The sequence below is a fragment of the Pseudomonas sp. SWRI99 genome (assembly GCF_014270125.1).
Classification (GTDB): domain Bacteria; phylum Pseudomonadota; class Gammaproteobacteria; order Pseudomonadales; family Pseudomonadaceae; genus Aquipseudomonas; species Aquipseudomonas hamedanensis.
In genome coordinates this window covers 16722-42902 of record NZ_JABWQR010000030.1, presented here as the reverse complement: position 1 = coordinate 42902, position 26181 = coordinate 16722, and the positions used below count along the sequence as shown (strand labels likewise).

Sequence of the window (26181 nt, the reverse complement as noted above, 5' to 3'; positions counted from 1 at the left end):
ATGAAACATGCAAGCCCCTCGTGAAGTCACCTACAGCCTGTTCCCTGCAATCGAAGAACCGCGACGCAGCGGTACGCTGGAAGTCGATGAAATCCATACCCTCTATTGGGAAGAAAGCGGCAACCCTGACGGTGTTCCCGTCGTGTACTTGCACGGTGGCCCCGGCGAAGGGGCTCCGCCGGGCAAGCGTCAGTTCTGGGATCCGGATTACTACCGCATCGTGCTGTTCGATCAACGCGGCGCCCTTCGTTCGACGCCCCTGGGCGAGCTGCGAAACAACACGACGCAGGCGCTGGTCGACGATCTGGAAAAACTGCGCGAACATCTGAACATCGAAAACTGGCTGATAACCGGAGGCTCATGGGGCACTACCCTCGCGCTGGCCTACGGCGAGACCCATCCGCAGCGCTGCCTGGGTTTCATCTTGCGCGGCGTGTTCCTTGGCACCGAAGACGAGATCGACTGGTTCATCCACGGCATGCGTCGGTTTTTTCCGCGTGCCCATGAGGATTTCGTGAACTTCATCCCCGAGGAAGAGCGGCAAGATTTGCTACAGGCATATCTCGAGCGGATGACAGGCGACGACGAGAAATTGAGCGGCGAAGCCATTCGCGGCTGGGTCCGCTACTCGGCCAGTTGCTCATTGTTGCGCCACGATCCCGACGGCGTCGAAGACCAGGCCGCCGATGAACAAACCAGTACCGGTCTGGGACGTCTTGATGTCTGGTACTTCAAAAACCGTCTGTTTCTTGAGGAAGACCAACTGATAAACAACCTTGAGGCAATCAAACATCTTCCGTGCAAAATTATCCAGGGTGGGCACGACATGATCGCCACGCCCAATTCAGCTTTTCGTTTGCACAAGGCTTGGCCAGACTCGGTGCTGAAGATCATCAACGACGCCGGACATTCGCCATCGGAGCCGGGGATTGTCAGTGCGTTGATCGAGGCGACCGAACAGTTCAAGGAATCGGGGAAGTTCTGCTGAAGCGAAGGCATGGCAACCGAGCTGGCCGAAGACTTCGTCCTCGACATCACATTTCCAGAGTGCAGTCACCTGCCGTACACGCGGACGTATCTGCAAGCCAATAAAAAAGCGAAGCCAAATGAATGGCTTCGCTTCTTATGTCTACGGTTCTGAAAGCTGCGGATCAGAACGGAATATCGTCATCAAAGCTGTCGAAATCCGGAGCCGGTTGCGCCGCAGCCTGCTGAGGGGCCGGCGCCGAACGCTGCTGTGGAGCCGACTGTTGCGGGCGTGGTGCCTGCTGACGTGGCGCCTGCTGCTGGTAGTTATTGCCACCGCCTTGCTGCTCGCCCTGTTGTGGACGACCGCCGAGCAATTGCATGGTGCCTTGCATGTCGACCACGATTTCGGTGGTGTAACGCTTGATACCGTCTTTTTCCCACTCGCGGGTCTGCAGCTTGCCTTCGATGTAAACCTGCGAACCCTTGCGCAGGTATTCGCCGGCGATCTCGGCGACCTTGCCGAACATCGACACACGATGCCATTCGGTCTTCTCGACCTTCTGACCGGTTTGCTTGTCGGTCCATTGTTCGCTGGTGGCCAGACTCAGGTTGGTCACGGCGTTACCGTTCGGCAGGTAGCGAACTTCGGGATCCTGGCCGCAAGTGCCGACCAATATGACTTTGTTAACCCCACGGGCCATAACGTTCTCCTAAGCGTCGCACGCAGCTCCGGCCGGGTTGTTCACCAGGCGTTCGAGGGTGGTGCGATCCACTAATTCTTTGTCCAGTTTGATGTAAACAGCCGCTTCGTCAGCGACTATCACTGCATCTGTTACCCCTACCAGGGCCTTGAGGCGCTCGACCAGACCCGCTTCGCGGATCGCTTCGGGCGACAACGGCAAGCGCAGGCTCGTCACGTAGGGAGGTTCGCGCATGGTAACAGCAAAGGCCAGCCAAAGTGCAGCCAGCGCGGCGCATCCGAGGAACACAACCGACAGACCGCCGTGCTGGAACAACCAGCCGCCGAGTATCCCGCCAAGTGCCGAACCGAGGAACTGGCTGGTGGAATACACGCCCATGGCCGTGCCCTTGCCACCTGCCGGTGAAACCTTGCTGATCAGCGACGGCAATGAAGCTTCCAGCAGATTGAACGCAGTGAAGAACACCACCGTACCGATCACCAGAGCCCGCAAGCTGTCGCCGAACTGCCAGAAGAATAGCTCAGTCAGCATCAGCGTCATGACGGCGCCGAGCAAAACTCGTTTCATTTTGCGTTTCTTCTCGCCATAGATGATGAACGGGATCATCGCGAAGAAAGAAATCAGCAGTGCGGTGAGATAGACCCACCAGTGCTGTTCCTTGGGCAAACCGGCTTTTTCCACCAGCGCCAGGGGCAAGGCGACGAAGCTCGACATCAACATCGCATGTAACACAAAGATCCCCAGATCGAGCCGCAGCAGGTCGGGGTGCTTGAGCGTCGGCATCAGTGCCTGTCGCGCCACGCCGGACTCACGATGCTGCAATGGCCCGGTGGAGCGCGGCACCATGAACATGATGATCAGGATGCCAACCAGCGCCATCCCACCGGTGGCGAGGAACAATCCGGACAGCCCGAACGCGCTCGTCAACAAGGGGCCGACCACCATGGCCACGGCGAACGAAAGGCCAATGGTCATGCCGATCATGGCCATGGCTTTGGTGCGATGCTGCTCGCGGGTCAGGTCTGAGAGGAGCGCCATGACCGCCGCGGAAATCGCTCCGGCACCTTGCAGGATCCGACCGGCGATCACGCCCCAGATCGAATCGGCTTGAGACGCGAGCACACTGCCCAGAGCGAACACGATCAGCCCCAGGTAAATCACCGGCCGACGGCCGATGCGATCGGAAATGACCCCGAACGGAATCTGGAAAATGGCCTGGGTCAGGCCGTAAGCGCCAATCGCCAACCCGATCAGGGCCGGGGTCGCTCCCGCCAGGTCCATGCCATAAGTCGCCAGCACCGGCAACACCATGAACATGCCAAGCATACGGAACGCGAACACCAGAGCCAGACCGCTCGCCGCGCGGGTCTCGCTGCCACTCATGCGTTCGCTGTGGGGATCGTGCATGGAAAAACCTCGTGTGAACCGGCGGCGATTCTACCAGTCCCATCGAAAGACGGGGTAGATCGCGACGCTATGACGCGTATAGATGAAACTCTCTTCATCCAGTGCAAAAAACCCGCTGTTTGATAGTGTGCATCCATCCAGTATTTGGCCGTATACTCCTACGTTTTCGACGCCCGCCAAGCGAGGCCACTTTGGACAAGATCCTGATACGTGGGGCCCGTACCCACAACCTGAAGAACATCGACCTGACCCTGCCACGGGACAAACTGATCGTCATCACCGGCCTGTCCGGATCCGGCAAGTCGTCCCTGGCGTTCGACACGCTGTATGCCGAAGGTCAGCGTCGCTATGTCGAATCGCTGTCGGCCTACGCCCGCCAGTTCCTGTCGATGATGGAAAAACCCGACGTCGACACCATCGAAGGCCTGTCGCCGGCGATCTCCATCGAACAGAAGTCGACCTCGCATAACCCGCGGTCCACGGTCGGCACCATCACCGAAATCTACGACTACCTGCGCCTGCTCTATGCACGCGTCGGTACGCCACGCTGCCCGGATCACGATATCCCGCTGGAAGCGCAGACCGTCAGCCAAATGGTCGATCTGGTACTGGCCCAGCCCGAAGGCAGCAAGCTGATGCTGCTGGCCCCGGTGATCCGCGAGCGCAAGGGCGAACACCTCTCGGTCTTCGAAGAGCTGCGTGCGCAAGGCTTCGTTCGCGCCCGGGTCAATGGACGGATCTGCGAGCTCGACGAGTTGCCGAAGCTGGATAAACAGAAGAAGCATTCGATCGATGTGATCGTCGACCGCTTCAAGGTCCGCGCCGATCTGCAGCAGCGCCTCGCGGAGTCATTCGAAACCGCGCTGAAGCTGGCCGACGGCATTGCCCTGGTCGCGCCGATGGACGACGAGCCGGGCGAGGAAATGATCTTCTCCGCGCGCTTCGCCTGCCCGATCTGTGGCCATGCGATCAGCGAGCTGGAACCCAAGCTGTTTTCCTTCAACAACCCGGCCGGTGCCTGCCCGACCTGCGATGGCCTGGGCGTTAAACAGTTCTTTGATATCAAGCGACTGGTCAACGGCGACCTGACCCTCGCCGAGGGCGCGATTCGTGGCTGGGACAGGCGTAACGTCTATTACTTCCAGATGCTCGGCTCGTTGGCTTCGCATTACGGTTTCAGCCTGGAGAAGCCCTTCAACGAACTGCCGGCCGACCAGCAGAAATTCATTCTGCACGGCAGCGGTTCGCAGAACGTCAATTTCAAATACCTGAACGACCGTGGCGATATCGTCAAGCGCTCGCACCCGTTCGAAGGCATCGTGCCGAATCTGGAACGCCGCTACCGCGAAACCGAATCGGCGAGCGTGCGTGAAGAGCTGGCCAAGTTCCTCAGCCATCAGGCCTGCCCGGATTGCCGCGGCACCCGTCTGCGTCGCGAAGCACGGCATGTGTGGGTGGGCGAGAAAACCCTGCCGGCGGTGACCAATCTGCCCATCGGCGATGCCTGCGAATACTTCGGCGCGCTGAAGATGACCGGGCGACGCGGCGAGATTGCCGACAAGATTCTCAAGGAGATCCGCGAGCGCTTGCAGTTCCTCGTCAACGTGGGCCTGGATTACCTGTCGCTGGATCGCAGCGCCGACACGCTGTCTGGTGGCGAGGCGCAGCGGATTCGTCTGGCCAGCCAGATCGGTGCCGGTCTCGTCGGGGTCTTGTACATCCTCGACGAACCGTCGATTGGTTTGCACCAGCGGGACAACGACCGTCTGCTGGGCACGCTCAAGCATCTGCGTGACATCGGCAACACCGTGATCGTGGTCGAGCATGACGAAGACGCGATCCGTCTGGCCGACTATGTCGTGGATATCGGCCCGGGCGCCGGTGTGCACGGCGGCCAGATTGTCGCCGAAGGCACACCAGCCGAAGTCATGGCCCACCCGGACTCCCTGACCGGTAAATATCTGTCGGGCCGGGTCAAGATCGAAGTGCCCGCCAAGCGCACGCCGCGCAACAAGAAGCTGACGCTGTCGCTCAAGGGCGCACGCGGCAACAACCTGCGCAACGTCGACCTGGAAATCCCGATTGGTCTGCTGACTTGCGTCACCGGCGTATCCGGCTCGGGCAAATCGACGCTGATCAACAATACGCTGTTCCCGCTCAGCGCCACGGCACTCAATGGCGCGACCACGCTGGAAGCTGCGGCTCATGACAGCATCAAGGGCCTGGAGCATCTGGACAAGGTCGTCGATATCGACCAGAGCCCGATCGGTCGTACTCCACGCTCCAACCCGGCGACTTATACCGGACTGTTCACACCCATCCGCGAACTGTTCGCTGGCGTTCCCGAATCGCGCTCCCGTGGCTACGGCCCAGGGCGTTTCTCGTTCAACGTCAAGGGCGGGCGCTGTGAGGCGTGCCAGGGCGACGGCTTGATCAAGGTGGAAATGCACTTTCTGCCAGACATCTACGTGCCCTGCGATGTGTGCAAGAGCAAGCGCTACAACCGCGAAACCCTTGAGATTAAATACAAGGGCAAGAGCATCCACGAAACCCTCGAAATGACCATCGAGGAAGCCCGGGAGTTTTTCGACGCGGTGCCGGCGCTGGCGCGCAAGCTGCAAACGTTGATGGATGTCGGCCTGTCGTACATCAAGCTCGGGCAGTCGGCGACGACTTTGTCAGGCGGTGAGGCGCAGCGGGTCAAGCTGTCGCGCGAGCTGTCCAAGCGTGACACCGGCAAGACCCTGTACATCCTCGACGAGCCGACCACCGGCCTGCACTTCGCGGACATCCAGCAATTGCTCGACGTCCTGCATCGCCTGCGCGACCACGGCAACACCGTGGTGGTGATCGAACATAACCTCGACGTGATCAAGACCGCTGACTGGCTGGTGGACCTCGGTCCTGAAGGCGGTTCCAAGGGCGGTCAGATCATCGCAACCGGTACGCCGGAGGAAGTGGCCGAGATGAAGCAATCTCATACTGGCCACTACCTCAAGCCACTACTGATCCGCGACCGCGCTTAAACGCCGGGCATGAAAAAGCCCCTGTCACTTCAACCGTGACAGGGGCTTTTTTGTAGCCGTTGCAATCAGGACGCGTGGGATTGCAGATAGTTCTCAAGACCGATCAATTTGATCAGACCCAACTGCTTTTCCAGCCAGTAGGTATGGTCTTCTTCGGTATCGTTGAGCTGGACCCGCAGGATCTCGCGGCTGACGTAGTCTTGGTGCTGCTCGCAGAGTTCGATGCCTTTGCACAGCGCCGCGCGGACTTTGTATTCGAGGCGCAGGTCGGCTTCGAGCATCTCTGGCACAGTAGTGCCGACATCCAGATCATCCGGACGCATGCGCGGTGTGCCTTCGAGCATCAGAATCCGGCGCATCAACGCATCCGCGTGACCGGCTTCTTCTTCCATTTCGTGGTTGATTCGCTCGTAGAGCTTGGTGAACCCCCAGTCCTCATACATCCGCGAATGAACGAAATATTGATCACGCGCGGCCAGTTCGCCGGTCAGCAACGTGTTGAGGTAATCGATTACGTCTGGGTGGCCTTGCATCGCCCTACATCTCCCTACTTGAAAGTCTGTAGTTTGAACCAAGCTGACCGGAAGGTCACTCGCCTGGCGCAATAAAAGCGAAGATTTTCTGAGAAAACAGGGCTAAATAACGCAAAAACCGCCCAAATGAGGGCGGTTCTGCTTCTCGTTTAGACTTCGTTAAGCTGTACGTTGAGCAGCGTTGCGATTGCTTCTCCATACGCCGGGTCGGCCTTGTAGAAATGCTGCAACTGACGGTCGACAACGTCGCTTGAAACGCCTGTCATCGCACCGGCGATGTTGCTGACCAACAAGGCCTTCTGCTCGTCGCTCATCAGGCGGAACAACGCGCCGGCATGGCTGTAGTAATCGGTGTCTTCGCGGTGGTCGTAGCGATCAGCGGCACCGCTCAAAGCCAGTGCAGGCTCGGCGTAATGCGGCGCTTGTTTGGGTGCCTCGATGTAGCTGTTCGGCTCGTAGTTCGGCGCTGCGCCGCCATTGCTGCCGAAGGCCATCGAACCGTCACGCTGGTACGTGTTTACCGGGCTGCGCGGGGCGTTCACCGGCAACTGCTGGTGATTGGTACCGACACGATAGCGGTGGGCATCGGCGTAGGCGAATACACGCCCTTGCAGCATCCGGTCCGGCGAAAGGCCCACGCCGGGCACCATGTTGCTTGGGCCGAACGCGGCTTGCTCGACTTCTGCAAAGTAGTTCAGCGGATTGCGATTGAGCTCAAGCTCACCCACTTCGATCAGCGGAAACTCTTTCTGCGACCAGGTCTTGGTGACGTCGAACGGGTTTTCGTAATGAGCCGCGGCCTGGGCTTCGGTCATGATCTGAATGCAGACGCGCCATTTCGGGAAATCGCCACGCTCGATCGCCTCGAACAGGTCACGCTGGGCGTAATCCGGATCAGTGCCTGCCAGACGTGCAGCGTCTGCCGGTGCGAGGTTCTTGATGCCCTGTTTGGTCTTGTAGTGCCATTTCACCCAGTGGCGCTCGCCTCGGGCGTTGATCAGGCTGTAGGTGTGACTGCCAAAGCCGTGCATGTGGCGGTAGCCGTCCGGAATGCCGCGATCCGAGAACAGAATCGTGACCTGGTGCAGCGCTTCGGGCGAATGCGACCAGAAATCCCACATCATCTGCGCACTTTTCAGGTTGCTTTGCGGCAAGCGCTTTTGCGTGTGGATAAAGTCAGGAAACTTCAACGGATCACGGATGAAGAACACCGGAGTGTTGTTGCCAACGATGTCCCAGTTGCCTTCTTCGGTGTAGAACTTCAGCGCAAAACCGCGTGGGTCGCGCTCAGTGTCCGCCGAGCCGCGCTCGCCGCCCACAGTAGAGAAGCGCAGAAAGGTCGGCGTTTGCTTGCCTACCGCTTCGAACAACTTGGCGCTGGTGTATTCGGTGATGTCACGGGTCACGGTGAACGTGCCATAAGCGCCCGAGCCCTTGGCGTGGACACGACGCTCGGGAATGTTTTCACGGTTGAAGTGGGCAAGCTTCTCGATCAGATGGAAGTCGTCGAGCAGCAGCGGGCCACGTGGGCCGGCGGAGCGAGAATTCTGGTTATCAGCGACAGGTGCGCCACTGGCGGTCGTAAGCGTTTTGATCTGGCTCATGCGGTCTTCTTCCTCTGTCAGTCTTGAAACTGCCGGCTAATCGGCTTTGGGGGAGTATCGATCATCAGCGCGACGGCCACAAATTCATTAACTTGCGGACATCGATAGATAATTTCTAATTAAGCTTCCCGGCACATAGTGACGCCAGAACAATGACAGAAGCTTGTACGAACCGCGCATTTCCTACAGACACAAAAAACCGGGCACTAGGCCCGGTTCTTCGTTTCAGACTGACGTCTTACTCGGCGGATACAGCTTCGCCAGCAGTAGCACGATCAACCAACTCGACGTACGCCATAGGCGCGTTGTCGCCAGCGCGGAAACCGCACTTGAGGATGCGCAGGTAGCCACCCTCACGGGTAGCATAACGCTTGCCCAGGTCGTTGAAGAGCTTACCAACGATAGCTTTCGAGCGAGTACGGTCGAAAGCCAGACGGCGGTTAGCCAGGCTGTCTGTCTTGGCCAGAGTGATCAGCGGCTCGGCAACGCGGCGCAGTTCTTTGGCTTTTGGCAGAGTAGTTTTGATCAGCTCGTGCTCGAACAGCGACACCGCCATGTTTTGGAACATGGCCTTGCGGTGCGAGCTGGTGCGGCTCAGGTGACGACCACTTTTACGATGACGCATGGTTCATTCCTTACCAAACACTACGTTCGGTGATTACGACGATCAGGCAGTCGCCTTGTCGTCCTTCTTAAGACTTGCAGGCGGCCAGTTGTCGAGGCGCATGCCGAGGGACAGACCGCGGGAGGCCAGAACGTCCTTGATTTCAGTCAAGGATTTCTTGCCCAGGTTCGGAGTCTTCAACAGCTCTACTTCGGTACGCTGAATCAGGTCGCCGATGTAGTAGATGTTTTCCGCCTTAAGGCAGTTAGCCGAACGTACAGTCAGTTCCAGATCGTCAACCGGGCGAAGCAGGATCGGATCGATCTCGTCTTCCTGCTCGACAACCACTGGCTCACTGTCACCCTTGAGGTCGACGAACGCAGCCAACTGCTGTTGCAGGATGGTTGCAGCGCGGCGAATAGCCTCTTCAGGATCCAGAGTACCGTTGGTTTCCAGATCAATAACCAGCTTGTCCAGGTTGGTACGCTGCTCGACACGGGCGTTTTCCACCACGTACGCGATACGGCGAACCGGGCTGAACGAAGAATCAAGCTGCAAGCGACCGATGCTGCGGCTTTCGTCTTCATCGCTCTGACGCGAGTCGGCTGGTTCATAACCACGACCACGAGCTACGGTGAGCTTCATGTTCAGGGCGCCGTTAGACGCCAGGTTAGCGATTACGTGATCGGGATTAACGATCTCGACATCATGATCCAGCTGAATATCGGCAGCGGTAACCACCCCCGAACCCTTCTTCGACAAGGTCAGCGTAACTTCGTCACGACCGTGCAGCTTGATGGCCAGACCTTTAAGGTTCAACAGGATTTCAATTACGTCTTCCTGTACACCTTCGATGGCGCTGTACTCGTGGAGCACACCGTCAATCTCGGCCTCGACTACTGCGCAGCCGGGCATTGAGGACAACAGGATGCGTCGCAGCGCGTTGCCCAGGGTGTGGCCAAAACCACGCTCGAGAGGCTCGAGAGTGATCTTGGCGCGGGTTGGACTGACAACCTGCACATCAATGTGGCGGGGTGTCAGGAACTCATTTACCGAAATCTGCATGGATGCACCTATTTTCTAGCCCTTACTTGGAGTAGAGCTCGACAATCAGGCTTTCGTTGATGTCGGCGGACAGATCACTGCGAGCAGGAACGTTCTTGAAAACGCCCGACTTCTTCTCAGTGTCTACTTCTACCCATTCTACGCGGCCACGTTGGGCACACAGATCGAGAGCTTGGACAATGCGAAGTTGGTTTTTTGCTTTCTCGCGAACTGCAACCACGTCACCAGCACGAACCTGATACGACGGAACGTTTACGGTCTGACCGTTGACGCTGATCGACTTGTGCGATACCAGCTGACGGGATTCGGCACGAGTCGAACCAAAGCCCATACGGTATACAACGTTGTCCAGACGGCATTCGAGCAGTTGCAGCAGGTTTTCACCGGTTGCACCTTTTTTGCCAGCAGCTTCTTTGTAGTAGCCGCTGAACTGACGCTCGAGAACGCCGTAGATACGACGGACCTTCTGCTTTTCACGCAGTTGGGTGCCGTAGTCGGACTGGCGGCCGCGGCGTTGGCCGTGGATACCAGGTGCTGCTTCAATGTTGCACTTCGATTCGATCGCGCGCACGCCGCTCTTCAGGAAGAGATCGGTGCCTTCGCGACGAGCGAGTTTGCATTTTGGACCAATGTAACGAGCCATTCTTTACAATCTCCTGGATTACACGCGGCGCTTCTTCGGCGGACGGCACCCGTTGTGCGGGATTGGCGTCACGTCGGTGATGCTGGCGATCTTGTAGCCACAGCCGTTCAAAGCGCGGACTGCGGATTCACGACCTGGACCTGGACCTTTGACGTTGACGTCGAGGTTTTTCAGGCCGTATTCCAGCGCAGCTTGACCAGCACGTTCAGCAGCTACTTGAGCAGCAAACGGGGTGGACTTGCGGGAACCGCGGAAACCCGAACCACCGGAGGTAGCCCAGGAAAGAGCGTTACCTTGACGGTCGGTGATGGTCACGATGGTGTTGTTAAAAGATGCATGGATGTGGGCGATGCCATCAACCACTGTCTTTTTAACTTTTTTACGAGGACGAGCAGCAGGTTTTGCCATGATTAAATTCCTGTCGATTCGCTGGGGCGATTACTTGCGGATCGGCTTACGCGGACCTTTACGGGTACGCGCGTTGGTCTTGGTACGCTGACCGCGCACTGGAAGACCGCGACGATGACGCAGACCGCGATAGCAACCGAGGTCCATCAAGCGCTTGATTTTCATGTTGATTTCGCGACGCAGGTCACCTTCAGTGGTGAACTTCGCCACTTCGCCACGCAGCTGTTCAATTTGCTCGTCGCTCAGATCTTTGATCTTTGCTGCTGGGTTTACCCCAGTTTCCGCACAGATTTTCTGTGCAGTAGTGCGACCAACACCATAGATGTAGGTCAGCGAGATAACAGTATGCTTGTTATCTGGAATGTTAACGCCTGCAATACGGGCCATTCAGTGGGACTCCAATTGACAGCTACCTACGCCCCGGAAGCCAAGAAATAGGGCGCGAGATAATATCGCTGTAATAACAAATAATCAACCCGGTAGCGCACTAGCTACCGGGCTTGAAGCACAATCACACTCAGCCTTGGCGCTGTTTGTGACGCGGTTCCGCGCTGCAAATTACTCGAACAACACCTTCGCGGCGAATAATCTTGCAGTTACGGCACAGCTTTTTCACCGATGCACGAACTTTCATCACCAACTCCTCGAACCTTATGGGTACTCAGCGCAACATGCCGCTGCCGTAACCCTTCAGGTTGGCTTTCTTCATCAGGGATTCGTACTGGTGCGAAACGAGGTGCGATTGTACTTGGGACATGAAGTCCATCACAACCACGACCACGATCAGCAACGAGGTCCCGCCAAGGTAGAACGGTACGTTGGCTGCAACCACCAAGAACTGGGGAAGCAAGCACACGGCCGTCATGTAAAGAGCACCGAACAGGGTCAAGCGAGTCAGAACGCCATCAATGTAGCGCGCAGACTGCTCACCTGGACGAATGCCCGGAATAAAGGCACCGGACTTCTTCAGGTTTTCCGCTACGTCTTTCGGATTGAACATCAACGCCGTATAGAAGAAGCAGAAGAAAATAATCCCTGCACTAAACAGCAGAATATTCAACGGCTGACCAGGAGCGATCGACTGCGAGATGTCCTGCAACCAGCCCATACCTTCAGACTGACCGAACCAGGCACCCAACGAAGCCGGGAACAGCAAAATGCTGCTCGCGAAAATAGCCGGAATAACACCGGCCATGTTCACCTTCAGCGGCAAGTGGCTAGTCTGCGCAGCGAAGACCTTACGGCCCTGCTGACGCTTGGCGTAGTGAACAGCAATACGACGCTGACCACGCTCAATGAACACCACGAAACCGATAATCGCTACTGCCAGCAAACCGATGGCAACCAAGGCGAAGATGTTGATATCACCCTGACGCGCAGACTCGAAAGACTGCCCGATTGCTCTCGGAAGACCGGCGACGATACCCGAAAAAATCAACATCGAGATACCGTTGCCAACACCACGCTCAGTAATCTGCTCACCCAGCCACATCATGAACATCGCACCAGCCACAAATGTGGTTACCGCGACGAAATGGAAGCCAAAGTCACCAGTGAACGCCACGCCCTGCCCCGCCAGACCAATGGACATGCCAATGGCCTGGACTAGAGCGAGAGCGACGGTGAGGTAGCGGGTGTACTGGCTGATCTTGCGACGGCCAGCTTCACCTTCCTTCTTCAACTGCTCCAGCTGCGGGCTGACGGCGGTCATCAGTTGCATGATGATCGATGCCGAAATATACGGCATGATCCCCAGTGCAAAGATGCTCATCCGTTCCAGCGCGCCGCCGGAAAACATGTTGAACAAGCTAAGAATGGTCCCCTCATTCTGTCGAAACAGGTCCGCGAGACGGTCCGGGTTGATACCTGGAACCGGGATGTGTGCGCCTATTCGGTAGACGATAATCGCCAGGAACAGAAAACGCAGACGAGCCCAGAGTTCAGACATACCGCCTTTGCCGAGCGCAGAGAGAGCACCTTGCTTAGCCATTTATTCCTCGAACTTGCCGCCAGCTGCTTCGATAGCCGCACGCGCACCTTTGGTGGCGCCGATTCCCTTGCCGATAGTGACAGCGCGAGTCACTTCACCGGACAGCATGATTTTCACACGCTGTACGTTGACGTTGATCACGTTGGCATCTTTCAGGGACTGCACAGTAACGATGTCGCCTTCCACTTTAGCCAGCTCGGACAGACGCACTTCTGCGCGGTCCATGGCCTTCAGGGAAACGAAACCGAACTTAGGCAGGCGACGATGCAGCGGCTGTTGACCGCCTTCAAAGCCTGGAGCGATGGTGCCACCGGAGCGGGAGGTCTGACCTTTGTGGCCACGGCCACCGGTCTTGCCCAAACCACTACCGATACCACGGCCCGGACGATGCTTTTCGCGACGGGAACCCGGCGCTGGACTCAGATCATTGAGTTTCATCGATTAACCCTCGACACGCAGCATGTAGTAAGCCTTGTTGATCATCCCGCGATTCTCGGGAGTATCCTGGACTTCTACAGTGTGACCGATGCGACGCAGACCCAGACCCTTAACGCACAGTTTGTGGTTAGGGATGCGGCCGGTCATGCTTTTGATCAGCGTTACTTTAACGGTAGCCATGATCAGAAGATCTCCTTGACAGTCAGACCACGCTTGGCAGCGATGGACTCAGGAGATTGCATAGCCTTCAGACCCTTGAAAGTGGCGTGAACCACGTTTACCGGGTTAGTCGAGCCATAGCACTTGGCCAGAACGTTCTGCACACCAGCAACTTCGAGGACAGCACGCATAGCGCCGCCAGCGATGATACCGGTACCTTCAGAAGCAGGCTGCATGTACACCTTCGAAGCGCCGTGACCGGACTTCATTGCGTACTGCAGAGTGGTGCCGTTCAGGTCAACTTGAATCATGTTGCGGCGAGCAGCTTCCATTGCCTTCTGGATCGCAGCAGGCACCTCACGTGACTTGCCACGGCCGAAGCCAACACGCCCTTTACCATCACCTACCACGGTCAACGCGGTGAAAGTGAAGATACGGCCGCCTTTAACGGTTTTGGCTACGCGGTTAACTTGAACCAGCTTCTCGATGTAGCCTTCGTCGCGCTTTTGGTCGTTATTTGACATAACTTAGAACTCCAGCCCAGCTTCACGAGCAGCATCAGCCAGCGCTTTAACGCGGCCGTGGTACTTGAAGCCAGAGCGGTCGAAAGCCACTTGCGAGACGCCAGCGGCCTTAGCACGCGTAGCGACCAGCTGGCCAACCTTTGTGGCCGCGTCGATGTTGCCAGTGGCACCATCACGCAGTTCTTTATCCAAAGTCGAGGCACTTGCCAGGACTTTGTTGCCGTCGGCCGAGATGACCTGGGCGTAGATGTGCTGCGACGAGCGGAACACGCAGAGACGCACGACTTCGAGTTCGTGCATTTTCAGGCGTGCTTTGCGAGCGCGACGCAGTCGAGTAACTTTTTTGTCGGTCATTTGCTATGCCCTACTTCTTCTTGGCTTCTTTACGACGGACGACTTCGTCCGCGTAGCGCACACCTTTGCCTTTGTACGGCTCTGGTGGACGGAAGTCGCGGATCTCAGCGGCCACTTGACCTACCAGCTGCTTGTCGATGCCCTTGATCAGGATATCGGTCTGGCTAGGAGTCTCAGCGGTGATGCCTTCCGGCAGTTCGTAATCCACTGGGTGCGAGAAGCCAAGGGCAAGGTTCAGAACCGTGCCTTTTGCTTGCGCTTTGTAACCAACACCGACCAGCTGGAGCTTGCGCTCGAAGCCTTGGCTTACGCCCTGGACCATGTTGTTTACCAACGCACGCGTGGTACCGGCCATTGCGCGAGTTTGTTGATCGCCATTGCGAGCAGCGAAACGCAGCTCACCAGCTTCTTCAACGATCTCAACGGACGAATGGATGTTCAGTTCAAGAGTACCCTTGGCACCCTTCACCGAAAGCTGTTGGCCTGCGAATTTGACTTCGACACCGGCTGGCAGCTTAACGGGGTTCTTAGCGACGCGAGACATGCTTATCCCCCCTTAGAACACAGTGCAAAGAACTTCGCCGCCGACACCGGCAGCGCGCGCAGCACGATCCGTCATCACACCTTTGTTGGTGGAGACGATAGACACGCCAAGACCGCCACGAACTTTCGGCAGTTCTTCAACGGACTTGTACTGACGCAGGCCTGGACGACTAACGCGCTTCACTTCTTCGATAACCGGACGGCCTTCGAAGTACTTCAGCGAGATGGACAACGACGGCTTGGCGTCGGTGGTGATCTGAAAATCCGCGATGTAACCTTCGTCCTTCAGGACTTTTGCTACAGCAGCCTTCAACGTGGAAGACGGCATGCTTACGACAGACTTTTCAGCCATCTGGGCATTACGGATTCGAGTTAGCATGTCCGCTAACGGGTCCTGCATACTCATGGGCTAGACGCTCCTAATACAGAAAAATTAGCCTTGCGGCTACTACTTGTCGCCGAGAACTTCCGGGCAGAAAAACACGGGCTCAGGCGAGCCGGTCATTCTAGACACACCCCAGAAATGAATCAAGCCCCAAAAGGGGCTTGATTCAGATTCAAGGTCACCGGTGGTCAGGTTCTTGCAAACCCGAACACCGAGACTTTGACAGCGATTACCAGCTGGCTTTAACCAGACCTGGAACGTCACCACGCATTGCAGCTTCACGCAGCTTGTTACGGCCGAGGCCGAACTTGCGGTAAACGCCGTGCGGACGACCAGTCAGGCGGCAACGGTTACGCATGCGCGAAGCGCTTGCGTCACGTGGTTGCTTCTGCAGAGCTACGGTAGCTTCCCAACGCGCTTCTGGACTTGCGTTCAGATCGACGATGATAGCTTTCAGCGCTGCACGCTTGGTGGCGTACTTGGCAACAGTGAGCTGACGCTTCAGCTCACGGTTCTTCATGCTCATCTTAGCCATTTTCCTACTCCAATCAGTTGCGGAACGGGAATTTGAAAGCACGCAGCAGAGCGCGGCCTTCATCATCGTTCTTGGCAGTGGTGGTCAGGGTAATGTCCAGACCGCGGAGAGCATCGATCTTGTCGTAGTCGATTTCCGGGAAAATGATCTGCTCTTTCACGCCCATGCTGTAGTTGCCACGACCATCGAAGGACTTGGCATTCAGGCCGCGGAAGTCGCGAACCCGAGGCAGGGAGATCGACAGCAGACGATCCAGGAACTCGTACATACGCTCACGGCGCAGAGTCACCTTGACGCCGATCGGCCACCCTTCGCGGACTTTGAAGCCAGCGATGGATTTACGAGCGTAGGTCACAACGACTTTTTGGCCGGTGATCTTTTCCAGGTCAGCAACAGCATGCTCAATGACTTTTTTGTCACCGACTGCTTCGCCCAGACCCATGTTCAGGGTGATTTTTGTAACGCGTGGAACTTCCATCACGTTCGAAAGCTTAAGTTCTTCCTTAAGCTTCGGTGCGATTTCCTTCCAGTAAATCTCTTTTAGTCGTGCCATGGTCTTCTACCTAGCAGTGTTCAAGCATCAACCGCTTTTTGGGTCGACTTGAAGACACGAATTTTCTTGCCATCTTCTACTTTGAAACCAACGCGGTCAGCCTTGTTGGTTTCGCCGTTGAAAATGGCGACGTTAGAAGCGTCCAGTGGAGCTTCTTTTTCGACGATACCGCCTTGCACGCCCGACATCGGGTTAGGCTTGGTATGACGCTTGACCAGGTTCAGACCACCAACAACCAGACGGTTATTAGCAAGAACCTTGAGCACCTTACCGCGCTTACCTTTGTCTTTGCCGGCGATCACGATGATCTCGTCGTCACGACGAATCTTTTGCATGTCGGATCTCCTTACAGCACTTCTGGGGCGAGCGAGACGATCTTCATGAACTTCTCGGTACGAAGTTCACGGGTCACTGGCCCAAAGATACGGGTGCCGATCGGCTCTTGCTTGTTGTTCAGAAGAACAGCAGCGTTGCCATCAAAGCGGATAATGGAGCCATCAGCACGACGTACGCCGTGACGAGTGCGGACTACAACAGCAGTCATCACTTGGCCTTTTTTCACTTTACCGCGAGGAATTGCTTCCTTCACGGTAACTTTGATGATGTCACCGATACCAGCGTAACGACGATGGGAGCCACCCAGCACCTTGATGCACATAACGCGGCGAGCGCCGCTGTTATCGGCCACATCGAGCATGGATTGAGTCTGAATCATATAATTTCTCCGACCCCTAGTCCTTAGACTTCCACAGCGCGTTCGAGAACATCAACCAGCGCCCAAGACTTGGTCTTGGCCATAGGACGAGTTTCACGAATAGTGACTTTGTCGCCGATGTGGCACTGATTGGTTTCGTCGTGCGCGTGCAGCTTAGTCGAACGCTTAACGTATTTACCGTAGATCGGGTGCTTTACGCGACGCTCGATCAATACGGTGATGGTTTTGTCCATCTTGTCGCTGACAACACGGCCAGTCAGCGTACGGACAGTTTTTTCGGCTTCAGCCATGATCACTTACCTGCCTGCTGGTTGAGCACAGTCTTCACGCGAGCGATGTCACGCTTAACTTGCGAGAGCAGATGAGACTGCCCCAACTGGCCAGTTGCTTTCTGCATACGCAGATTGAACTGGTCGCGCAGCAAGCCGAGCAGTTGCTCGTTCAGCTGCTGTGCGGATTTTTCACGAAGTTCATTCGCTTTCATCACATCACCGTCCGTTTAACAAAGGCGGTGGCGAGCGGCAGCTTTGCAGCAGCCAGGGCAAAAGCCTCACGCGCCAGCTCTTCAGAAACACCCTCGATTTCATACAGGACTTTGCCTGGCTGAATCTGGGCAACCCAGTACTCCACACTACCCTTACCTTTACCCATACGAACCTCGAGAGGTTTTTTGGAGATCGGCTTGTCCGGGAATACACGGATCCAGATCTTGCCGCCACGTTTTACGTGACGGGTCAGAGCACGACGCGCTGACTCGATCTGACGAGCGGTGAGACGACCACGAGCTACAGACTTCAGCGCGAACTCGCCGAAGCTGACTTTGCTACCGCGCTGAGCCAGACCACGGTTGTGGCCGGTCATCTGCTTGCGGAACTTCGTACGCTTTGGTTGCAACATTTGGCGTACCCCTTACTTAGCAGCTTTTTTACGAGGCGCTGGTGCTTGTGGTTTCAGTTCTTCTTGGCGACCACCAATAACTTCGCCTTTGAAGATCCAAACCTTTACACCGATCACACCGTAGGTGGTGTGAGCTTCGTAGTTGGCATAGTCGATGTCGGCACGCAGGGTGTGCAATGGCACACGACCTTCGCGATACCATTCAGTACGTGCGATTTCAGCACCGCCGAGACGACCGCTCACTTGGATTTTGATGCCTTTGGCACCAATGCGCATGGCGTTCTGTACTGCGCGCTTCATAGCGCGACGGAACATTACACGACGCTCCAGCTGCTGAGCTACGCTCTGCGCAACCAGCATACCGTCGAGCTCCGGCTTGCGGATCTCTTCGATATTGATGTGCACAGGCACACCCATTTGCTTGGTCAGGTCCTGACGCAGTTTCTCAACATCTTCACCTTTCTTCCCGATAACGATACCTGGACGAGCGGTGTGGATGGTGATACGTGCAGTTTGTGCCGGACGATGGATATCGATACGGCTTACGGACGCGCTTTTTAGTTTGTCTTGGAGATACTCACGCACTTTCAGATCTGCGAACAAGTAGTCCGCATAAGTCCGACCGTCTGCGTACCAGACGGAGGTGTGCTCCTTGACGATTCCCAGGCGAATGCCAATGGGATGTACTTTCTGACCCATCTCTTCGACTCCGTTACTTGTCAGCAACCTTGACAGTGATATGGCAAGACCGCTTGACGATGCGATCAGCACGGCCTTTGGCACGTGGCATGATGCGCTTCAGCGAACGCCCTTCGTTGACGAAAACGGTGCTGACTTTCAGGTCATCAACGTCTGCGCCTTCGTTATGCTCGGCGTTGGCTACGGCCGACTCCAGCACTTTCTTCATGATCTCGGCGGCTTTCTTACTGCTGAAAGCCAACAGGTTGAGCGCTTCGCCCACCTTCTTCCCGCGGATCTGGTCGGCGACCAAGCGGGCTTTCTGGGCGGAGATTCGAGCGCCCGACAACTTAGCGGCTACTTCCATTTCCTAACCCCTTAACGCTTGGCTTTCTTGTCAGCCACGTGCCCGCGATAAGTGCGGGTACCGGCGAACTCGCCCAGTTTGTGGCCGACCATGTCTTCGTTAACGAGAACTGGGACGTGTTGACGACCGTTGTGTACTGCGATGGTCAGACCGACCATTTGTGGCAGGATCATCGAACGACGCGACCAAGTCTTAATTGGTTTGCGATCGTTCTTTTCCGCCGCCACTTCGATCTTCTTCAGTAGGTGAAGATCAATAAAAGGACCTTTTTTCAGAGAACGTGGCACTGTCGTATCCCTCTATTTACTTGCGACGACGGACGATCATTTTGTCGGTACGCTTATTACCACGAGTCTTCGCGCCCTTAGTCGGGAAGCCCCATGGCGATACCGGATGACGACCACCAGAGGTACGACCTTCACCACCACCATGTGGGTGGTCAACCGGGTTCATGGCAACACCACGAACGGTTGGGCGAACGCCACGCCAGCGCTTGGCACCGGCTTTACCCAGCGAACGCAGGCTGTGCTCGGAGTTCGAGACTTCGCCCAGGGTCGCACGGCATTCAGCCAGGACTTTACGCATTTCACCGGAACGCAGGCGCAGGGTCACGTAGACACCTTCACGAGCGATCAACTGAGCCGAAGCACCAGCGGAACGAGCGATCTGTGCACCTTTACCTGGCTTCAATTCGATGCCGTGTACGGTAGAACCGACTGGAATGTTGCGCAGTTGCAGAGCGTTGCCTGGCTTGATTGGAGCCAGAGCGCCCGCGATCAGCTGGTCGCCAGCACTCACGCCTTTAGGGGCGATGATGTAGCGGCGCTCGCCGTCTGCGTAGCAAAGCAGTGCGATGTGAGCAGTACGGTTTGGATCGTATTCGATACGCTCGACAGTGGCGACGATGCCATCTTTGTCGTTGCGACGGAAATCGACCATACGATAATGCTGCTTATGACCACCACCGATGTGACGCGTGGTAATACGGCCATTGTTGTTACGACCACCAGTCTTCGATTTTTTCTCGAGCAGCGGTGCGTGAGGAGCGCCTTTATGCAGCTCCTGGTTGACCACCTTGACCACAAAACGGCGGCCAGGGGAAGTCGGTTTGCATTTAACGATTGCCATGATGCACCCCTTCCTTACTCAGCACTGCTGCTGAAATCGAGATCTTGGCCTGGCTGAAGGGAGATAACTGCCTTCTTCCAGTCATTGCGCTTGCCCAGACCGCGAGCTGTGCGCTTGCTCTTACCCAGAACGTTCAGGGTAGTAACACGCTCAACTTTCACGCTGAACAGGCTTTCGACGGCCTTCTTGATTTCCAGCTTGGTTGCGTCAGTAGCAACCTTGAAAACGAACTGGCCTTTCTTGTCTGCCAGAACCGTAGCCTTCTCGGAAACGTGCGGGCCAAGCAGAACTTTAAATACGCGTTCCTGGTTCATCCCAGCAGCTCCTCGAATTTCTTCACGGCCGACACGGTGATCAACACCTTGTCGTATGCGATCAGACTAACTGGATCGGAACCTTGCACATCACGTACATCTACGTGCGGCAGGTTGCGAGCAGCCAGGTACAGGTTCTGATCAACAGCGTCCGACACGATCAGAACGTCGGTCAGGCTCATGTTGTTCAGTTTGCCCAGCAGATCTTTGGTTTTCGGAGTTTCAACAGCGAAATCCTGAACCACGACCAGACGATCAGTACGCACCAGCTCAGCAAGGATGGAACGCATTGCTGCGCGATACATCTTCTTGTTCAGCTTCTGGGAGTGATCCTGTGGACGAGCTGCGAAAGTGGTACCGCCGCCACGCCAGATTGGGCTACGGATAGTACCGGCACGAGCACGGCCAGTACCTTTCTGACGCCATGGGCGCTTGCCGCCACCACGAACGTCGGAACGGGTCTTCTGCTGCTTGCTACCCTGACGGCCGCCGGCCATGTAGGCCACGACTGCTTGGTGAACCAGCGTCTCGTTGAATTCGCCGCCAAATGTCAGTTCGGAAACTTCGATCGCTTGAGCGTCATTTACATTTAATTGCATGTCAGCTTCCCCTTAACCGCGAGCCTTGGCTGCCGGACGTACAACCAGGTTGCCGCCAGTAGCGCCAGGAACAGCACCCTTGACCAACAACAGATTGCGTTCAGCGTCCACGCGCACTACTTCCAGGGACTGCACGGTCACGCGCTCAGCGCCCATATGACCGGACATTTTTTTGCCCTTGAATACACGACCAGGAGTCTGGCACTGGCCGATAGAGCCTGGGACGCGGTGGGATACGGAGTTACCGTGGGTGTTATCTTGCCCGCGGAAATTCCAACGCTTGATCGTACCCTGGAAGCCTTTACCCTTGGACTGACCGGTTACATCAACCAGTTGACCAGCGGCAAAAATTTCAGCGTTGATCAGATCGCCAGCCTGGTACTCGCCTTCTTCAAGACGGAACTCCATGGTAGTGCGACCAGCGGCAACGTTCGCTTTAGCGAAGTGGCCAGCCTGAGCTGCTGTTACACGCGAAGCACGACGCTCGCCTACAGTGACTTGCACTGCACGATAGCCATCGGTCTCTTCAGTTTTGAACTGGGTGACGCGATTCGGCTCGATCTCAATGACCGTGACCGGAATGGAGACACCTTCTTCGGTGAAAATACGGGTCATACCGCATTTACGACCGACTACACCAATAGTCATGTTGTAAACCTCATGAGTGTACGGGGCTTTCACCCGCTATGGCCGCCCATTTCAGAGCGTTACACGACCAAGACCGAGTCTTAGCCGAGGCTGATCTGCACTTCCACACCGGCCGCAAGATCAAGCTTCATCAGCGCATCAACGGTTTTATCCGTTGGCTGGACGATGTCCAGTACACGCTTATGAGTGCGGATCTCGTACTGGTCGCGCGCGTCTTTGTTGACGTGCGGGGAAACCAGAACGGTGAACCGCTCTTTACGGGTAGGCAGTGGAATTGGACCACGCACTTGAGCACCAGTACGTTTCGCGGTTTCCACGATTTCCTGGGTTGATTGGTCGATCAGGCGATGGTCAAAAGCCTTCAACCTGATACGGATTTGCTGATTTTGCATTGGATTTCAGACTCCGGCTGCTATTCCCACCGAGCGCAATACGCCCGTTAAAAGGAGGCGCAATTCTATAGACGCCCCTGATAGGTGTCAACCCAATAAAAAAGGCCCCCGCTAAGCGGGGGCCCTCTCAAAACATGGAGCTATCTCAGAAGAGATAATTACTCGATGATTTTAGCTACAACGCCAGCACCAACGGTACGGCCGCCTTCGCGAATAGCGAAACGCAGGCCGTCTTCCATTGCGATGGTTTTGATCAGGGTAACAACCATTTTGATGTTGTCGCCCGGCATTACCATCTCAACGCCTTCCGGCAATTCGCAGTTACCAGTCACGTCAGTAGTACGGAAGTAGAACTGTGGACGGTAGCCTTTGAAGAACGGAGTGTGACGACCGCCTTCTTCTTTGCTCAGTACGTACACTTCAGCTTCGAACTTGGTGTGCGGCTTGACCGAACCCGGCTTGACCAGAACCTGGCCACGCTCAACGTCGTCACGCTTGGTACCACGCAGCAGAACGCCGCAGTTCTCGCCAGCACGACCTTCGTCGAGCAGCTTACGGAACATTTCAACACCGGTGCAGGTGGTGACGGTGGTGTCACGCAGACCAACGATTTCCAGTGGATCCTGAACCTTGACGATACCGCGCTCGATACGACCGGTTACAACAGTACCGCGACCGGAGATCGAGAATACGTCTTCGATTGGCATCAGGAACGGCTTGTCGATAACACGGACTGGATCCGGGATGTAGCTGTCCAGAGTCTCAACCAGCTTACGAACGGACGTGGTGCCCATTTCGTTATCGTCTTTGCCTTCCAGAGCCATACGAGCAGAACCGATGATGATCGGAGTGTCGTCACCCGGGAAGTCGTAAGTGCTCAGCAGATCGCGCACTTCCATCTCAACCAGTTCCAGCAGCTCAGCGTCGTCTACCAGGTCAGCCTTGTTCAAGTAAACCACGATGTACGGAACGCCTACCTGACGGGACAGCAGGATGTGCTCACGGGTTTGTGGCATCGGACCATCAGCGGCCGAGCAAACCAGGATTGCGCCGTCCATCTGGGCAGCACCGGTGATCATGTTCTTCACATAGTCAGCGTGACCTGGGCAGTCAACGTGAGCGTAGTGACGGATCAGCGAGTTGTATTCAACGTGCGCGGTGTTGATGGTGATACCACGAGCTTTTTCTTCTGGCGCGCTGTCGATCTTGTCGAAGTCAACGATTGCCGAACCGAATACTTCGGAGCAAACGCGAGTCAGAGCAGCAGTCAGAGTGGTTTTACCGTGGTCAACGTGACCAATGGTGCCAACGTTGACGTGCGGTAGGGAACGATCAAATTTTTCTTTAGCCACGACAATTAACTCCTAGCCTAAAGGGGCTGAATCAGCCTTGTTTTTTGGTTACGGATTCGACGATGTGCGACGGAGCCGTATCGTATTTTTTGAATTCCATAGAGTAGCTTGCGCGACCCTGGGACATGGAACGAACGTCGGTCGCATAACCGAACATCTCACCCAGTGGAACCTCGGCACGGATAACCTTGCCGGACACTGTGTCTTCCATACCCTGGATCATGCCGCGACGACGGTTAAGGTCGCCCATCACATCACCCATATAGTCTTCAGGCGTAACAACCTCTACCGCCATGATCGGCTCGAGCAACTCACCACCACCCTTCTGGGCCAGTTGCTTGGTCGCCATGGAAGCAGCCACTTTAAACGCCATCTCGTTGGAGTCGACGTCGTGGTAAGAACCATCGAACACGGTAGCCTTCAGGCCGATCAGCGGATAGCCGGCAACAACGCCGTTCTTCATCTGCTCTTCGATACCCTTCTGGATAGCCGGGATGTATTCCTTAGGAACCACACCACCTACTACTTCGTTCACGAACTGCAGACCTTCCTGACCTTCGTCAGCAGGAGCAAAACGGATCCAGCAGTGACCAAACTGGCCGCGACCACCGGACTGACGAACGAACTTGCCTTCGATTTCACAGCTCTTCGTGATGCGCTCACGATACGAAACCTGAGGCTTGCCGATGTTGGCTTCGACGTTGAACTCACGGCGCATCCGGTCAACCAGGATGTCCAGGTGCAACTCGCCCATGCCGGAGATGATCGTCTGACCAGTCTCTTCATCAGTTTTAACGCGGAAAGACGGGTCTTCCTGAGCAAGTTTGCCCAGAGCGATACCCATTTTTTCCTGGTCATCCTTGGTCTTAGGCTCTACGGCAACCGAAATAACCGGCTCCGGGAAGTCCATGCGAACCAGGATGATTGGCTTGTCAGCGTTGCAGAGGGTTTCACCAGTGGTGACGTCCTTCATGCCGATCAGGGCCGCGATGTCGCCAGCGCGTACTTCCTTGATCTCTTCACGGGCGTTTGCGTGCATTTGCACCATACGACCCACGCGCTCTTTCTTGCCTTTGACCGAGTTGATCACGCCGTCGCCGGAGTTCAACACGCCCGAGTAAACGCGGACGAAAGTCAGAGTACCCACGAATGGGTCAGTAGCGATCTTGAACGCCAGAGCCGCGAAAGGCTCGCTGTCGTCTGCATGACGCTCCATCTCTTCTTCCTCGTTATCAGGGTTGGTACCCTTGATAGCAGGAATGTCGGTCGGAGCAGGCAGGTAGTCGATAACGGCGTCGAGAACCAGGGGAACGCCCTTGTTCTTGAACGAAGAACCGCAAACGGCCAGAACGATTTCGCCGGCGATGGTACGCTGACGCAAAGCAGCCTTGATCTCTTCGATCGACAGCTCTTCGCCTTCCAGGTACTTGTTCATCAGCTCTTCGTTGGCTTCGGCGGCAGCTTCAACCATGTTGTTGCGCCACTCTTCAGCCAGCTCTTGCAGCTCGGCAGGGATGTCCTTGCGAACAGGGACCATACCTTTGTCAGAGTCGTTCCAGTAGACAGCTTGCATGTTGATCAGATCGATCTGACCCTGAAAGTTGTCTTCCGAACCGATGGCCAGCTGGATCGGCACCGGGGTGTGACCCAGACGCTGTTTGATCTGACCGATCACGCGCAGGAAGTTGGCGCCAGCACGGTCCATCTTGTTTACGTAAACAAGACGTGGAACACCGTACTTGTTGGCTTGACGCCATACGGTTTCCGACTGCGGCTCAACACCCGAAGTACCGCAGAACACAACGACAGCGCCGTCGAGTACGCGCAGGGAGCGCTCTACTTCAATGGTGAAGTCTACGTGGCCCGGGGTATCGATTACGTTGAAACGGTGCTCGTGAGAGTACTGCTTCTCGGAACCTTTCCAGAAGGCGGTAATGGCAGCAGAAGTAATGGTAATACCACGCTCCTGCTCCTGAACCATCCAGTCTGTGGTCGCGGCGCCGTCATGCACCTCGCCCATTTTGTGACTTTTGCCGGTGTAAAACAGTACGCGCTCGGTGGTGGTGGTTTTACCAGCATCCACGTGAGCGACGATACCGATGTTACGGTAGCGGCTAATCGGAGTAGTACGAGCCATAAAGCCCTCGCAAAATTAGTGAAGCTAAAATTAGAAGCGGTAGTGCGAGAAAGCTTTGTTAGCTTCGGCCATACGGTGCACGTCTTCACGCTTCTTAACAGCAGCACCTTTACCTTCAGCAGCATCCAGCAGTTCGCCAGCCAAACGCAGAGCCATAGACTTCTCGCCACGCTTGCGTGCGAAGTCTACCAACCAGCGCATTGCCAGAGCGTTACGACGGGAAGGACGAACCTCGACCGGAACCTGGTAAGTAGCACCACCAACGCGGCGCGACTTCACTTCGACCAGCGGAGCGATGGCGTCGAGTGCTTTTTCGAAGAGTTCCAGGGGATCGGTGCCAGCCTTACGGGCCGCAACGGTTTCCAGGGCACCATAAACGATACGCTCGGCAACGGCTTTCTTGCCGCTTTCCATAACGTGGTTCATGAATTTGGCGAGGATCTGGCTTCCGTATTTCGGATCGTCCAGAATCTCACGCTTTGCTGCTACGCGACGTCTTGGCATGATAAGCCC

At 56.1% G+C, this 26181-nt stretch carries 37 protein-coding genes; 2 read left to right on the top strand and 35 right to left on the bottom strand.

Annotation, left to right across the window (positions count from 1 at the left end; translation table 11 throughout):
* Positions 1-7 precede the first annotated feature (7 nt).
* Complete coding sequence (pip, locus tag HU743_RS21980; RefSeq protein ID WP_186546718.1) at positions 8-988, top strand: prolyl aminopeptidase; 981 nt, start codon at positions 8-10, stop codon at positions 986-988.
* A 163-nt stretch (positions 989-1151) separates the two neighbouring features.
* Here the strand turns inward: pip and HU743_RS21975 are convergent, their stop codons facing one another.
* Together HU743_RS21975 and HU743_RS21970 are read right to left on the bottom strand one after the other, a co-directional pair.
* Positions 1152-1670: a single-stranded DNA-binding protein gene (locus HU743_RS21975; protein ID WP_186619552.1), complete on the bottom strand. Its 519-nt coding sequence runs from the start codon at positions 1668-1670 to the stop codon at positions 1152-1154.
* Positions 1671-1679: 9 nt separating this feature from the next.
* Positions 1680-3077 (bottom strand): MFS transporter, encoded by a 1398-nt coding sequence (locus HU743_RS21970; protein WP_186546716.1) that lies wholly within the window; start codon positions 3075-3077, stop codon positions 1680-1682.
* 191 nt (positions 3078-3268) lie between these two features.
* Between HU743_RS21970 and uvrA the strand changes: the two genes are divergently transcribed.
* Positions 3269-6103, top strand: coding sequence for an excinuclease ABC subunit UvrA (gene uvrA, locus HU743_RS21965; RefSeq protein ID WP_186619553.1), 2835 nt, complete (start codon positions 3269-3271; stop codon positions 6101-6103).
* A gap of 65 nt (positions 6104-6168) precedes the next feature.
* On the opposite strand, the gene bfr is transcribed toward uvrA, so the two are convergent.
* The 33 genes from bfr to rpsG all read right to left on the bottom strand — a co-directional run bounded on the left by bfr (position 6169) and on the right by rpsG (position 26172).
* Positions 6169-6636, bottom strand: a complete 468-nt coding sequence (gene bfr / locus HU743_RS21960) for a bacterioferritin (protein WP_042610653.1) — start codon at positions 6634-6636, stop codon at positions 6169-6171.
* A 149-nt stretch (positions 6637-6785) separates the two neighbouring features.
* The gene (locus HU743_RS21955; RefSeq protein WP_186651185.1) at positions 6786-8240 is read right to left on the bottom strand and encodes a catalase; all 1455 of its coding nucleotides are present in this window, start codon (positions 8238-8240) and stop codon (positions 6786-6788) included.
* Between the two features lie 238 nt (positions 8241-8478).
* Positions 8479-8865 (bottom strand): 50S ribosomal protein L17, encoded by a 387-nt coding sequence (gene rplQ / locus HU743_RS21950; protein ID WP_003176402.1) that lies wholly within the window; start codon positions 8863-8865, stop codon positions 8479-8481.
* Between the two features lie 42 nt (positions 8866-8907).
* Positions 8908-9909, bottom strand: a complete 1002-nt coding sequence (gene rpoA, locus HU743_RS21945; protein WP_003186012.1) for a DNA-directed RNA polymerase subunit alpha — start codon at positions 9907-9909, stop codon at positions 8908-8910.
* Positions 9910-9931: 22 nt separating this feature from the next.
* On the bottom strand, positions 9932-10552 hold the full coding sequence (rpsD, locus tag HU743_RS21940) for a 30S ribosomal protein S4 (protein ID WP_003176404.1): 621 nt from the start codon (positions 10550-10552) through the stop codon (positions 9932-9934).
* A gap of 18 nt (positions 10553-10570) precedes the next feature.
* Positions 10571-10960: a 30S ribosomal protein S11 gene (rpsK, locus tag HU743_RS21935; protein WP_002555466.1), complete on the bottom strand. Its 390-nt coding sequence runs from the start codon at positions 10958-10960 to the stop codon at positions 10571-10573.
* A 30-nt stretch (positions 10961-10990) separates the two neighbouring features.
* Positions 10991-11347 carry a 30S ribosomal protein S13 gene (gene rpsM / locus HU743_RS21930; RefSeq protein ID WP_009045849.1) on the bottom strand — a complete coding sequence of 119 codons (357 nt, stop codon included), beginning with the start codon at positions 11345-11347 and terminating at the stop codon, positions 10991-10993.
* Between the two features lie 130 nt (positions 11348-11477).
* A complete protein-coding gene (gene rpmJ, locus HU743_RS21925) occupies positions 11478-11594 on the bottom strand; it encodes a 50S ribosomal protein L36 (RefSeq protein WP_002555468.1) in 117 nt (38 codons plus the stop codon).
* A gap of 27 nt (positions 11595-11621) precedes the next feature.
* Positions 11622-12950 carry a preprotein translocase subunit SecY gene (secY, locus tag HU743_RS21920; protein WP_016772945.1) on the bottom strand — a complete coding sequence of 443 codons (1329 nt, stop codon included), beginning with the start codon at positions 12948-12950 and terminating at the stop codon, positions 11622-11624.
* Complete coding sequence (gene rplO / locus HU743_RS21915; RefSeq protein ID WP_003228720.1) at positions 12951-13388, bottom strand: 50S ribosomal protein L15; 438 nt, start codon at positions 13386-13388, stop codon at positions 12951-12953.
* Positions 13389-13391: 3 nt separating this feature from the next.
* Entirely contained in the window at positions 13392-13568 is a 177-nt protein-coding gene (gene rpmD, locus HU743_RS21910; protein ID WP_003176408.1) for a 50S ribosomal protein L30, read from the bottom strand.
* A 2-nt stretch (positions 13569-13570) separates the two neighbouring features.
* Positions 13571-14071, bottom strand: a complete 501-nt coding sequence (gene rpsE, locus HU743_RS21905) for a 30S ribosomal protein S5 (RefSeq protein WP_064392263.1) — start codon at positions 14069-14071, stop codon at positions 13571-13573.
* A 3-nt stretch (positions 14072-14074) separates the two neighbouring features.
* Positions 14075-14425, bottom strand: coding sequence for a 50S ribosomal protein L18 (gene rplR, locus HU743_RS21900; protein WP_003186037.1), 351 nt, complete (start codon positions 14423-14425; stop codon positions 14075-14077).
* 10 nt (positions 14426-14435) lie between these two features.
* Entirely contained in the window at positions 14436-14969 is a 534-nt protein-coding gene (gene rplF / locus HU743_RS21895; RefSeq protein WP_003176412.1) for a 50S ribosomal protein L6, read from the bottom strand.
* Positions 14970-14981: 12 nt separating this feature from the next.
* Complete coding sequence (gene rpsH, locus HU743_RS21890) at positions 14982-15374, bottom strand: 30S ribosomal protein S8 (protein ID WP_186651183.1); 393 nt, start codon at positions 15372-15374, stop codon at positions 14982-14984.
* A gap of 208 nt (positions 15375-15582) precedes the next feature.
* Positions 15583-15888 carry a 30S ribosomal protein S14 gene (gene rpsN, locus HU743_RS21885; protein WP_126366851.1) on the bottom strand — a complete coding sequence of 102 codons (306 nt, stop codon included), beginning with the start codon at positions 15886-15888 and terminating at the stop codon, positions 15583-15585.
* 13 nt (positions 15889-15901) lie between these two features.
* Positions 15902-16441, bottom strand: a complete 540-nt coding sequence (gene rplE, locus HU743_RS21880) for a 50S ribosomal protein L5 (RefSeq protein WP_003176415.1) — start codon at positions 16439-16441, stop codon at positions 15902-15904.
* A 20-nt stretch (positions 16442-16461) separates the two neighbouring features.
* Positions 16462-16776: a 50S ribosomal protein L24 gene (rplX, locus tag HU743_RS21875; RefSeq protein ID WP_186546713.1), complete on the bottom strand. Its 315-nt coding sequence runs from the start codon at positions 16774-16776 to the stop codon at positions 16462-16464.
* A gap of 11 nt (positions 16777-16787) precedes the next feature.
* The gene (gene rplN, locus HU743_RS21870) at positions 16788-17156 is read right to left on the bottom strand and encodes a 50S ribosomal protein L14 (RefSeq protein WP_002555479.1); all 369 of its coding nucleotides are present in this window, start codon (positions 17154-17156) and stop codon (positions 16788-16790) included.
* A 23-nt stretch (positions 17157-17179) separates the two neighbouring features.
* Positions 17180-17446 (bottom strand): 30S ribosomal protein S17, encoded by a 267-nt coding sequence (gene rpsQ, locus HU743_RS21865; RefSeq protein WP_003194644.1) that lies wholly within the window; start codon positions 17444-17446, stop codon positions 17180-17182.
* Positions 17447-17448: 2 nt separating this feature from the next.
* Positions 17449-17640 carry a 50S ribosomal protein L29 gene (gene rpmC, locus HU743_RS21860; RefSeq protein WP_002555481.1) on the bottom strand — a complete coding sequence of 64 codons (192 nt, stop codon included), beginning with the start codon at positions 17638-17640 and terminating at the stop codon, positions 17449-17451.
* Positions 17640-18053, bottom strand: coding sequence for a 50S ribosomal protein L16 (gene rplP / locus HU743_RS21855; protein ID WP_007896757.1), 414 nt, complete (start codon positions 18051-18053; stop codon positions 17640-17642). Before rplP ends, rpmC begins: the two co-directional genes overlap by 1 nt.
* A gap of 12 nt (positions 18054-18065) precedes the next feature.
* The gene (rpsC, locus tag HU743_RS21850) at positions 18066-18752 is read right to left on the bottom strand and encodes a 30S ribosomal protein S3 (RefSeq protein WP_003176422.1); all 687 of its coding nucleotides are present in this window, start codon (positions 18750-18752) and stop codon (positions 18066-18068) included.
* Positions 18753-18765: 13 nt separating this feature from the next.
* A complete protein-coding gene (gene rplV, locus HU743_RS21845; protein ID WP_003103908.1) occupies positions 18766-19098 on the bottom strand; it encodes a 50S ribosomal protein L22 in 333 nt (110 codons plus the stop codon).
* 11 nt (positions 19099-19109) lie between these two features.
* Entirely contained in the window at positions 19110-19385 is a 276-nt protein-coding gene (rpsS, locus tag HU743_RS21840; RefSeq protein ID WP_003228731.1) for a 30S ribosomal protein S19, read from the bottom strand.
* A gap of 16 nt (positions 19386-19401) precedes the next feature.
* Positions 19402-20226 (bottom strand): 50S ribosomal protein L2, encoded by an 825-nt coding sequence (gene rplB, locus HU743_RS21835; RefSeq protein ID WP_003228734.1) that lies wholly within the window; start codon positions 20224-20226, stop codon positions 19402-19404.
* 14 nt (positions 20227-20240) lie between these two features.
* A complete protein-coding gene (rplW, locus tag HU743_RS21830; protein ID WP_002555488.1) occupies positions 20241-20540 on the bottom strand; it encodes a 50S ribosomal protein L23 in 300 nt (99 codons plus the stop codon).
* A complete protein-coding gene (gene rplD / locus HU743_RS21825; protein ID WP_003228735.1) occupies positions 20537-21139 on the bottom strand; it encodes a 50S ribosomal protein L4 in 603 nt (200 codons plus the stop codon). Before rplD ends, rplW begins: the two co-directional genes overlap by 4 nt.
* A 12-nt stretch (positions 21140-21151) precedes the next feature.
* Positions 21152-21787 (bottom strand): 50S ribosomal protein L3, encoded by a 636-nt coding sequence (gene rplC / locus HU743_RS21820; RefSeq protein WP_003228738.1) that lies wholly within the window; start codon positions 21785-21787, stop codon positions 21152-21154.
* An 80-nt stretch (positions 21788-21867) separates the two neighbouring features.
* A complete protein-coding gene (gene rpsJ / locus HU743_RS21815; protein WP_003186070.1) occupies positions 21868-22179 on the bottom strand; it encodes a 30S ribosomal protein S10 in 312 nt (103 codons plus the stop codon).
* Positions 22180-22337: 158 nt separating this feature from the next.
* Positions 22338-23531 carry an elongation factor Tu gene (gene tuf / locus HU743_RS21810; protein WP_003176426.1) on the bottom strand — a complete coding sequence of 398 codons (1194 nt, stop codon included), beginning with the start codon at positions 23529-23531 and terminating at the stop codon, positions 22338-22340.
* A 31-nt stretch (positions 23532-23562) separates the two neighbouring features.
* On the bottom strand, positions 23563-25668 hold the full coding sequence (gene fusA, locus HU743_RS21805) for an elongation factor G (RefSeq protein WP_186546712.1): 2106 nt from the start codon (positions 25666-25668) through the stop codon (positions 23563-23565).
* Between the two features lie 30 nt (positions 25669-25698).
* Positions 25699-26172: a 30S ribosomal protein S7 gene (gene rpsG, locus HU743_RS21800; RefSeq protein WP_016772941.1), complete on the bottom strand. Its 474-nt coding sequence runs from the start codon at positions 26170-26172 to the stop codon at positions 25699-25701.
* Positions 26173-26181 lie beyond the last annotated feature (9 nt).

What these genes read in the sequence shown, in the direction of transcription:
- fusA (WP_186546712.1), bottom strand. Translation starts at nt 25,668, where the DNA reads ATGGCTCGTACTACTCCGATTAGCCGCTACCGTAACATCGGTATCGTC.
- rpsM (WP_009045849.1), bottom strand. Translation starts at nt 11,347, where the DNA reads ATGGCCCGTATTGCAGGCGTTAACATTCCAGATAACAAGCATACTGTT.
- rplB (WP_003228734.1), bottom strand. Translation starts at nt 20,226, where the DNA reads ATGGCAATCGTTAAATGCAAACCGACTTCCCCTGGCCGCCGTTTTGTG.
- rpoA (WP_003186012.1), bottom strand. Translation starts at nt 9,909, where the DNA reads ATGCAGATTTCGGTAAATGAGTTCCTGACACCCCGCCACATTGATGTG.
- rplE (WP_003176415.1), bottom strand. Translation starts at nt 16,441, where the DNA reads ATGGCACGACTAAAAGAGATTTACTGGAAGGAAATCGCACCGAAGCTT.
- HU743_RS21970 (WP_186546716.1), bottom strand. Translation starts at nt 3,077, where the DNA reads ATGCACGATCCCCACAGCGAACGCATGAGTGGCAGCGAGACCCGCGCG.
- rplR (WP_003186037.1), bottom strand. Translation starts at nt 14,425, where the DNA reads ATGACCGACAAAAAAGTTACTCGACTGCGTCGCGCTCGCAAAGCACGC.
- rpsJ (WP_003186070.1), bottom strand. Translation starts at nt 22,179, where the DNA reads ATGCAAAATCAGCAAATCCGTATCAGGTTGAAGGCTTTTGACCATCGC.
- rplO (WP_003228720.1), bottom strand. Translation starts at nt 13,388, where the DNA reads ATGAAACTCAATGATCTGAGTCCAGCGCCGGGTTCCCGTCGCGAAAAG.
- pip (WP_186546718.1), top strand. Translation starts at nt 8, where the DNA reads ATGCAAGCCCCTCGTGAAGTCACCTACAGCCTGTTCCCTGCAATCGAA.
- rplX (WP_186546713.1), bottom strand. Translation starts at nt 16,776, where the DNA reads ATGCAAAAGATTCGTCGTGACGACGAGATCATCGTGATCGCCGGCAAA.
- rpsC (WP_003176422.1), bottom strand. Translation starts at nt 18,752, where the DNA reads ATGGGTCAGAAAGTACATCCCATTGGCATTCGCCTGGGAATCGTCAAG.
- rpsN (WP_126366851.1), bottom strand. Translation starts at nt 15,888, where the DNA reads ATGGCTAAGATGAGCATGAAGAACCGTGAGCTGAAGCGTCAGCTCACT.
- secY (WP_016772945.1), bottom strand. Translation starts at nt 12,950, where the DNA reads ATGGCTAAGCAAGGTGCTCTCTCTGCGCTCGGCAAAGGCGGTATGTCT.
- rpsQ (WP_003194644.1), bottom strand. Translation starts at nt 17,446, where the DNA reads ATGGCTGAAGCCGAAAAAACTGTCCGTACGCTGACTGGCCGTGTTGTC.
- rpsG (WP_016772941.1), bottom strand. Translation starts at nt 26,172, where the DNA reads ATGCCAAGACGTCGCGTAGCAGCAAAGCGTGAGATTCTGGACGATCCG.
- rplF (WP_003176412.1), bottom strand. Translation starts at nt 14,969, where the DNA reads ATGTCTCGCGTCGCTAAGAACCCCGTTAAGCTGCCAGCCGGTGTCGAA.
- rpsD (WP_003176404.1), bottom strand. Translation starts at nt 10,552, where the DNA reads ATGGCTCGTTACATTGGTCCAAAATGCAAACTCGCTCGTCGCGAAGGC.
- rplN (WP_002555479.1), bottom strand. Translation starts at nt 17,156, where the DNA reads ATGATTCAGACTCAATCCATGCTCGATGTGGCCGATAACAGCGGCGCT.
- rpsK (WP_002555466.1), bottom strand. Translation starts at nt 10,960, where the DNA reads ATGGCAAAACCTGCTGCTCGTCCTCGTAAAAAAGTTAAAAAGACAGTG.
- rpmJ (WP_002555468.1), bottom strand. Translation starts at nt 11,594, where the DNA reads ATGAAAGTTCGTGCATCGGTGAAAAAGCTGTGCCGTAACTGCAAGATT.
- rpmD (WP_003176408.1), bottom strand. Translation starts at nt 13,568, where the DNA reads ATGGCTACCGTTAAAGTAACGCTGATCAAAAGCATGACCGGCCGCATC.
- bfr (WP_042610653.1), bottom strand. Translation starts at nt 6,636, where the DNA reads ATGCAAGGCCACCCAGACGTAATCGATTACCTCAACACGTTGCTGACC.
- rplQ (WP_003176402.1), bottom strand. Translation starts at nt 8,865, where the DNA reads ATGCGTCATCGTAAAAGTGGTCGTCACCTGAGCCGCACCAGCTCGCAC.
- rplV (WP_003103908.1), bottom strand. Translation starts at nt 19,098, where the DNA reads ATGGAAGTAGCCGCTAAGTTGTCGGGCGCTCGAATCTCCGCCCAGAAA.
- rplP (WP_007896757.1), bottom strand. Translation starts at nt 18,053, where the DNA reads ATGTTGCAACCAAAGCGTACGAAGTTCCGCAAGCAGATGACCGGCCAC.
- rpsH (WP_186651183.1), bottom strand. Translation starts at nt 15,374, where the DNA reads ATGAGTATGCAGGACCCGTTAGCGGACATGCTAACTCGAATCCGTAAT.
- rplD (WP_003228735.1), bottom strand. Translation starts at nt 21,139, where the DNA reads ATGCAATTAAATGTAAATGACGCTCAAGCGATCGAAGTTTCCGAACTG.
- rplW (WP_002555488.1), bottom strand. Translation starts at nt 20,540, where the DNA reads ATGAACCAGGAACGCGTATTTAAAGTTCTGCTTGGCCCGCACGTTTCC.
- rpmC (WP_002555481.1), bottom strand. Translation starts at nt 17,640, where the DNA reads ATGAAAGCGAATGAACTTCGTGAAAAATCCGCACAGCAGCTGAACGAG.
- rpsE (WP_064392263.1), bottom strand. Translation starts at nt 14,071, where the DNA reads ATGTCAAATAACGACCAAAAGCGCGACGAAGGCTACATCGAGAAGCTG.
- HU743_RS21955 (WP_186651185.1), bottom strand. Translation starts at nt 8,240, where the DNA reads ATGAGCCAGATCAAAACGCTTACGACCGCCAGTGGCGCACCTGTCGCT.
- rplC (WP_003228738.1), bottom strand. Translation starts at nt 21,787, where the DNA reads ATGACTATTGGTGTAGTCGGTCGTAAATGCGGTATGACCCGTATTTTC.
- HU743_RS21975 (WP_186619552.1), bottom strand. Translation starts at nt 1,670, where the DNA reads ATGGCCCGTGGGGTTAACAAAGTCATATTGGTCGGCACTTGCGGCCAG.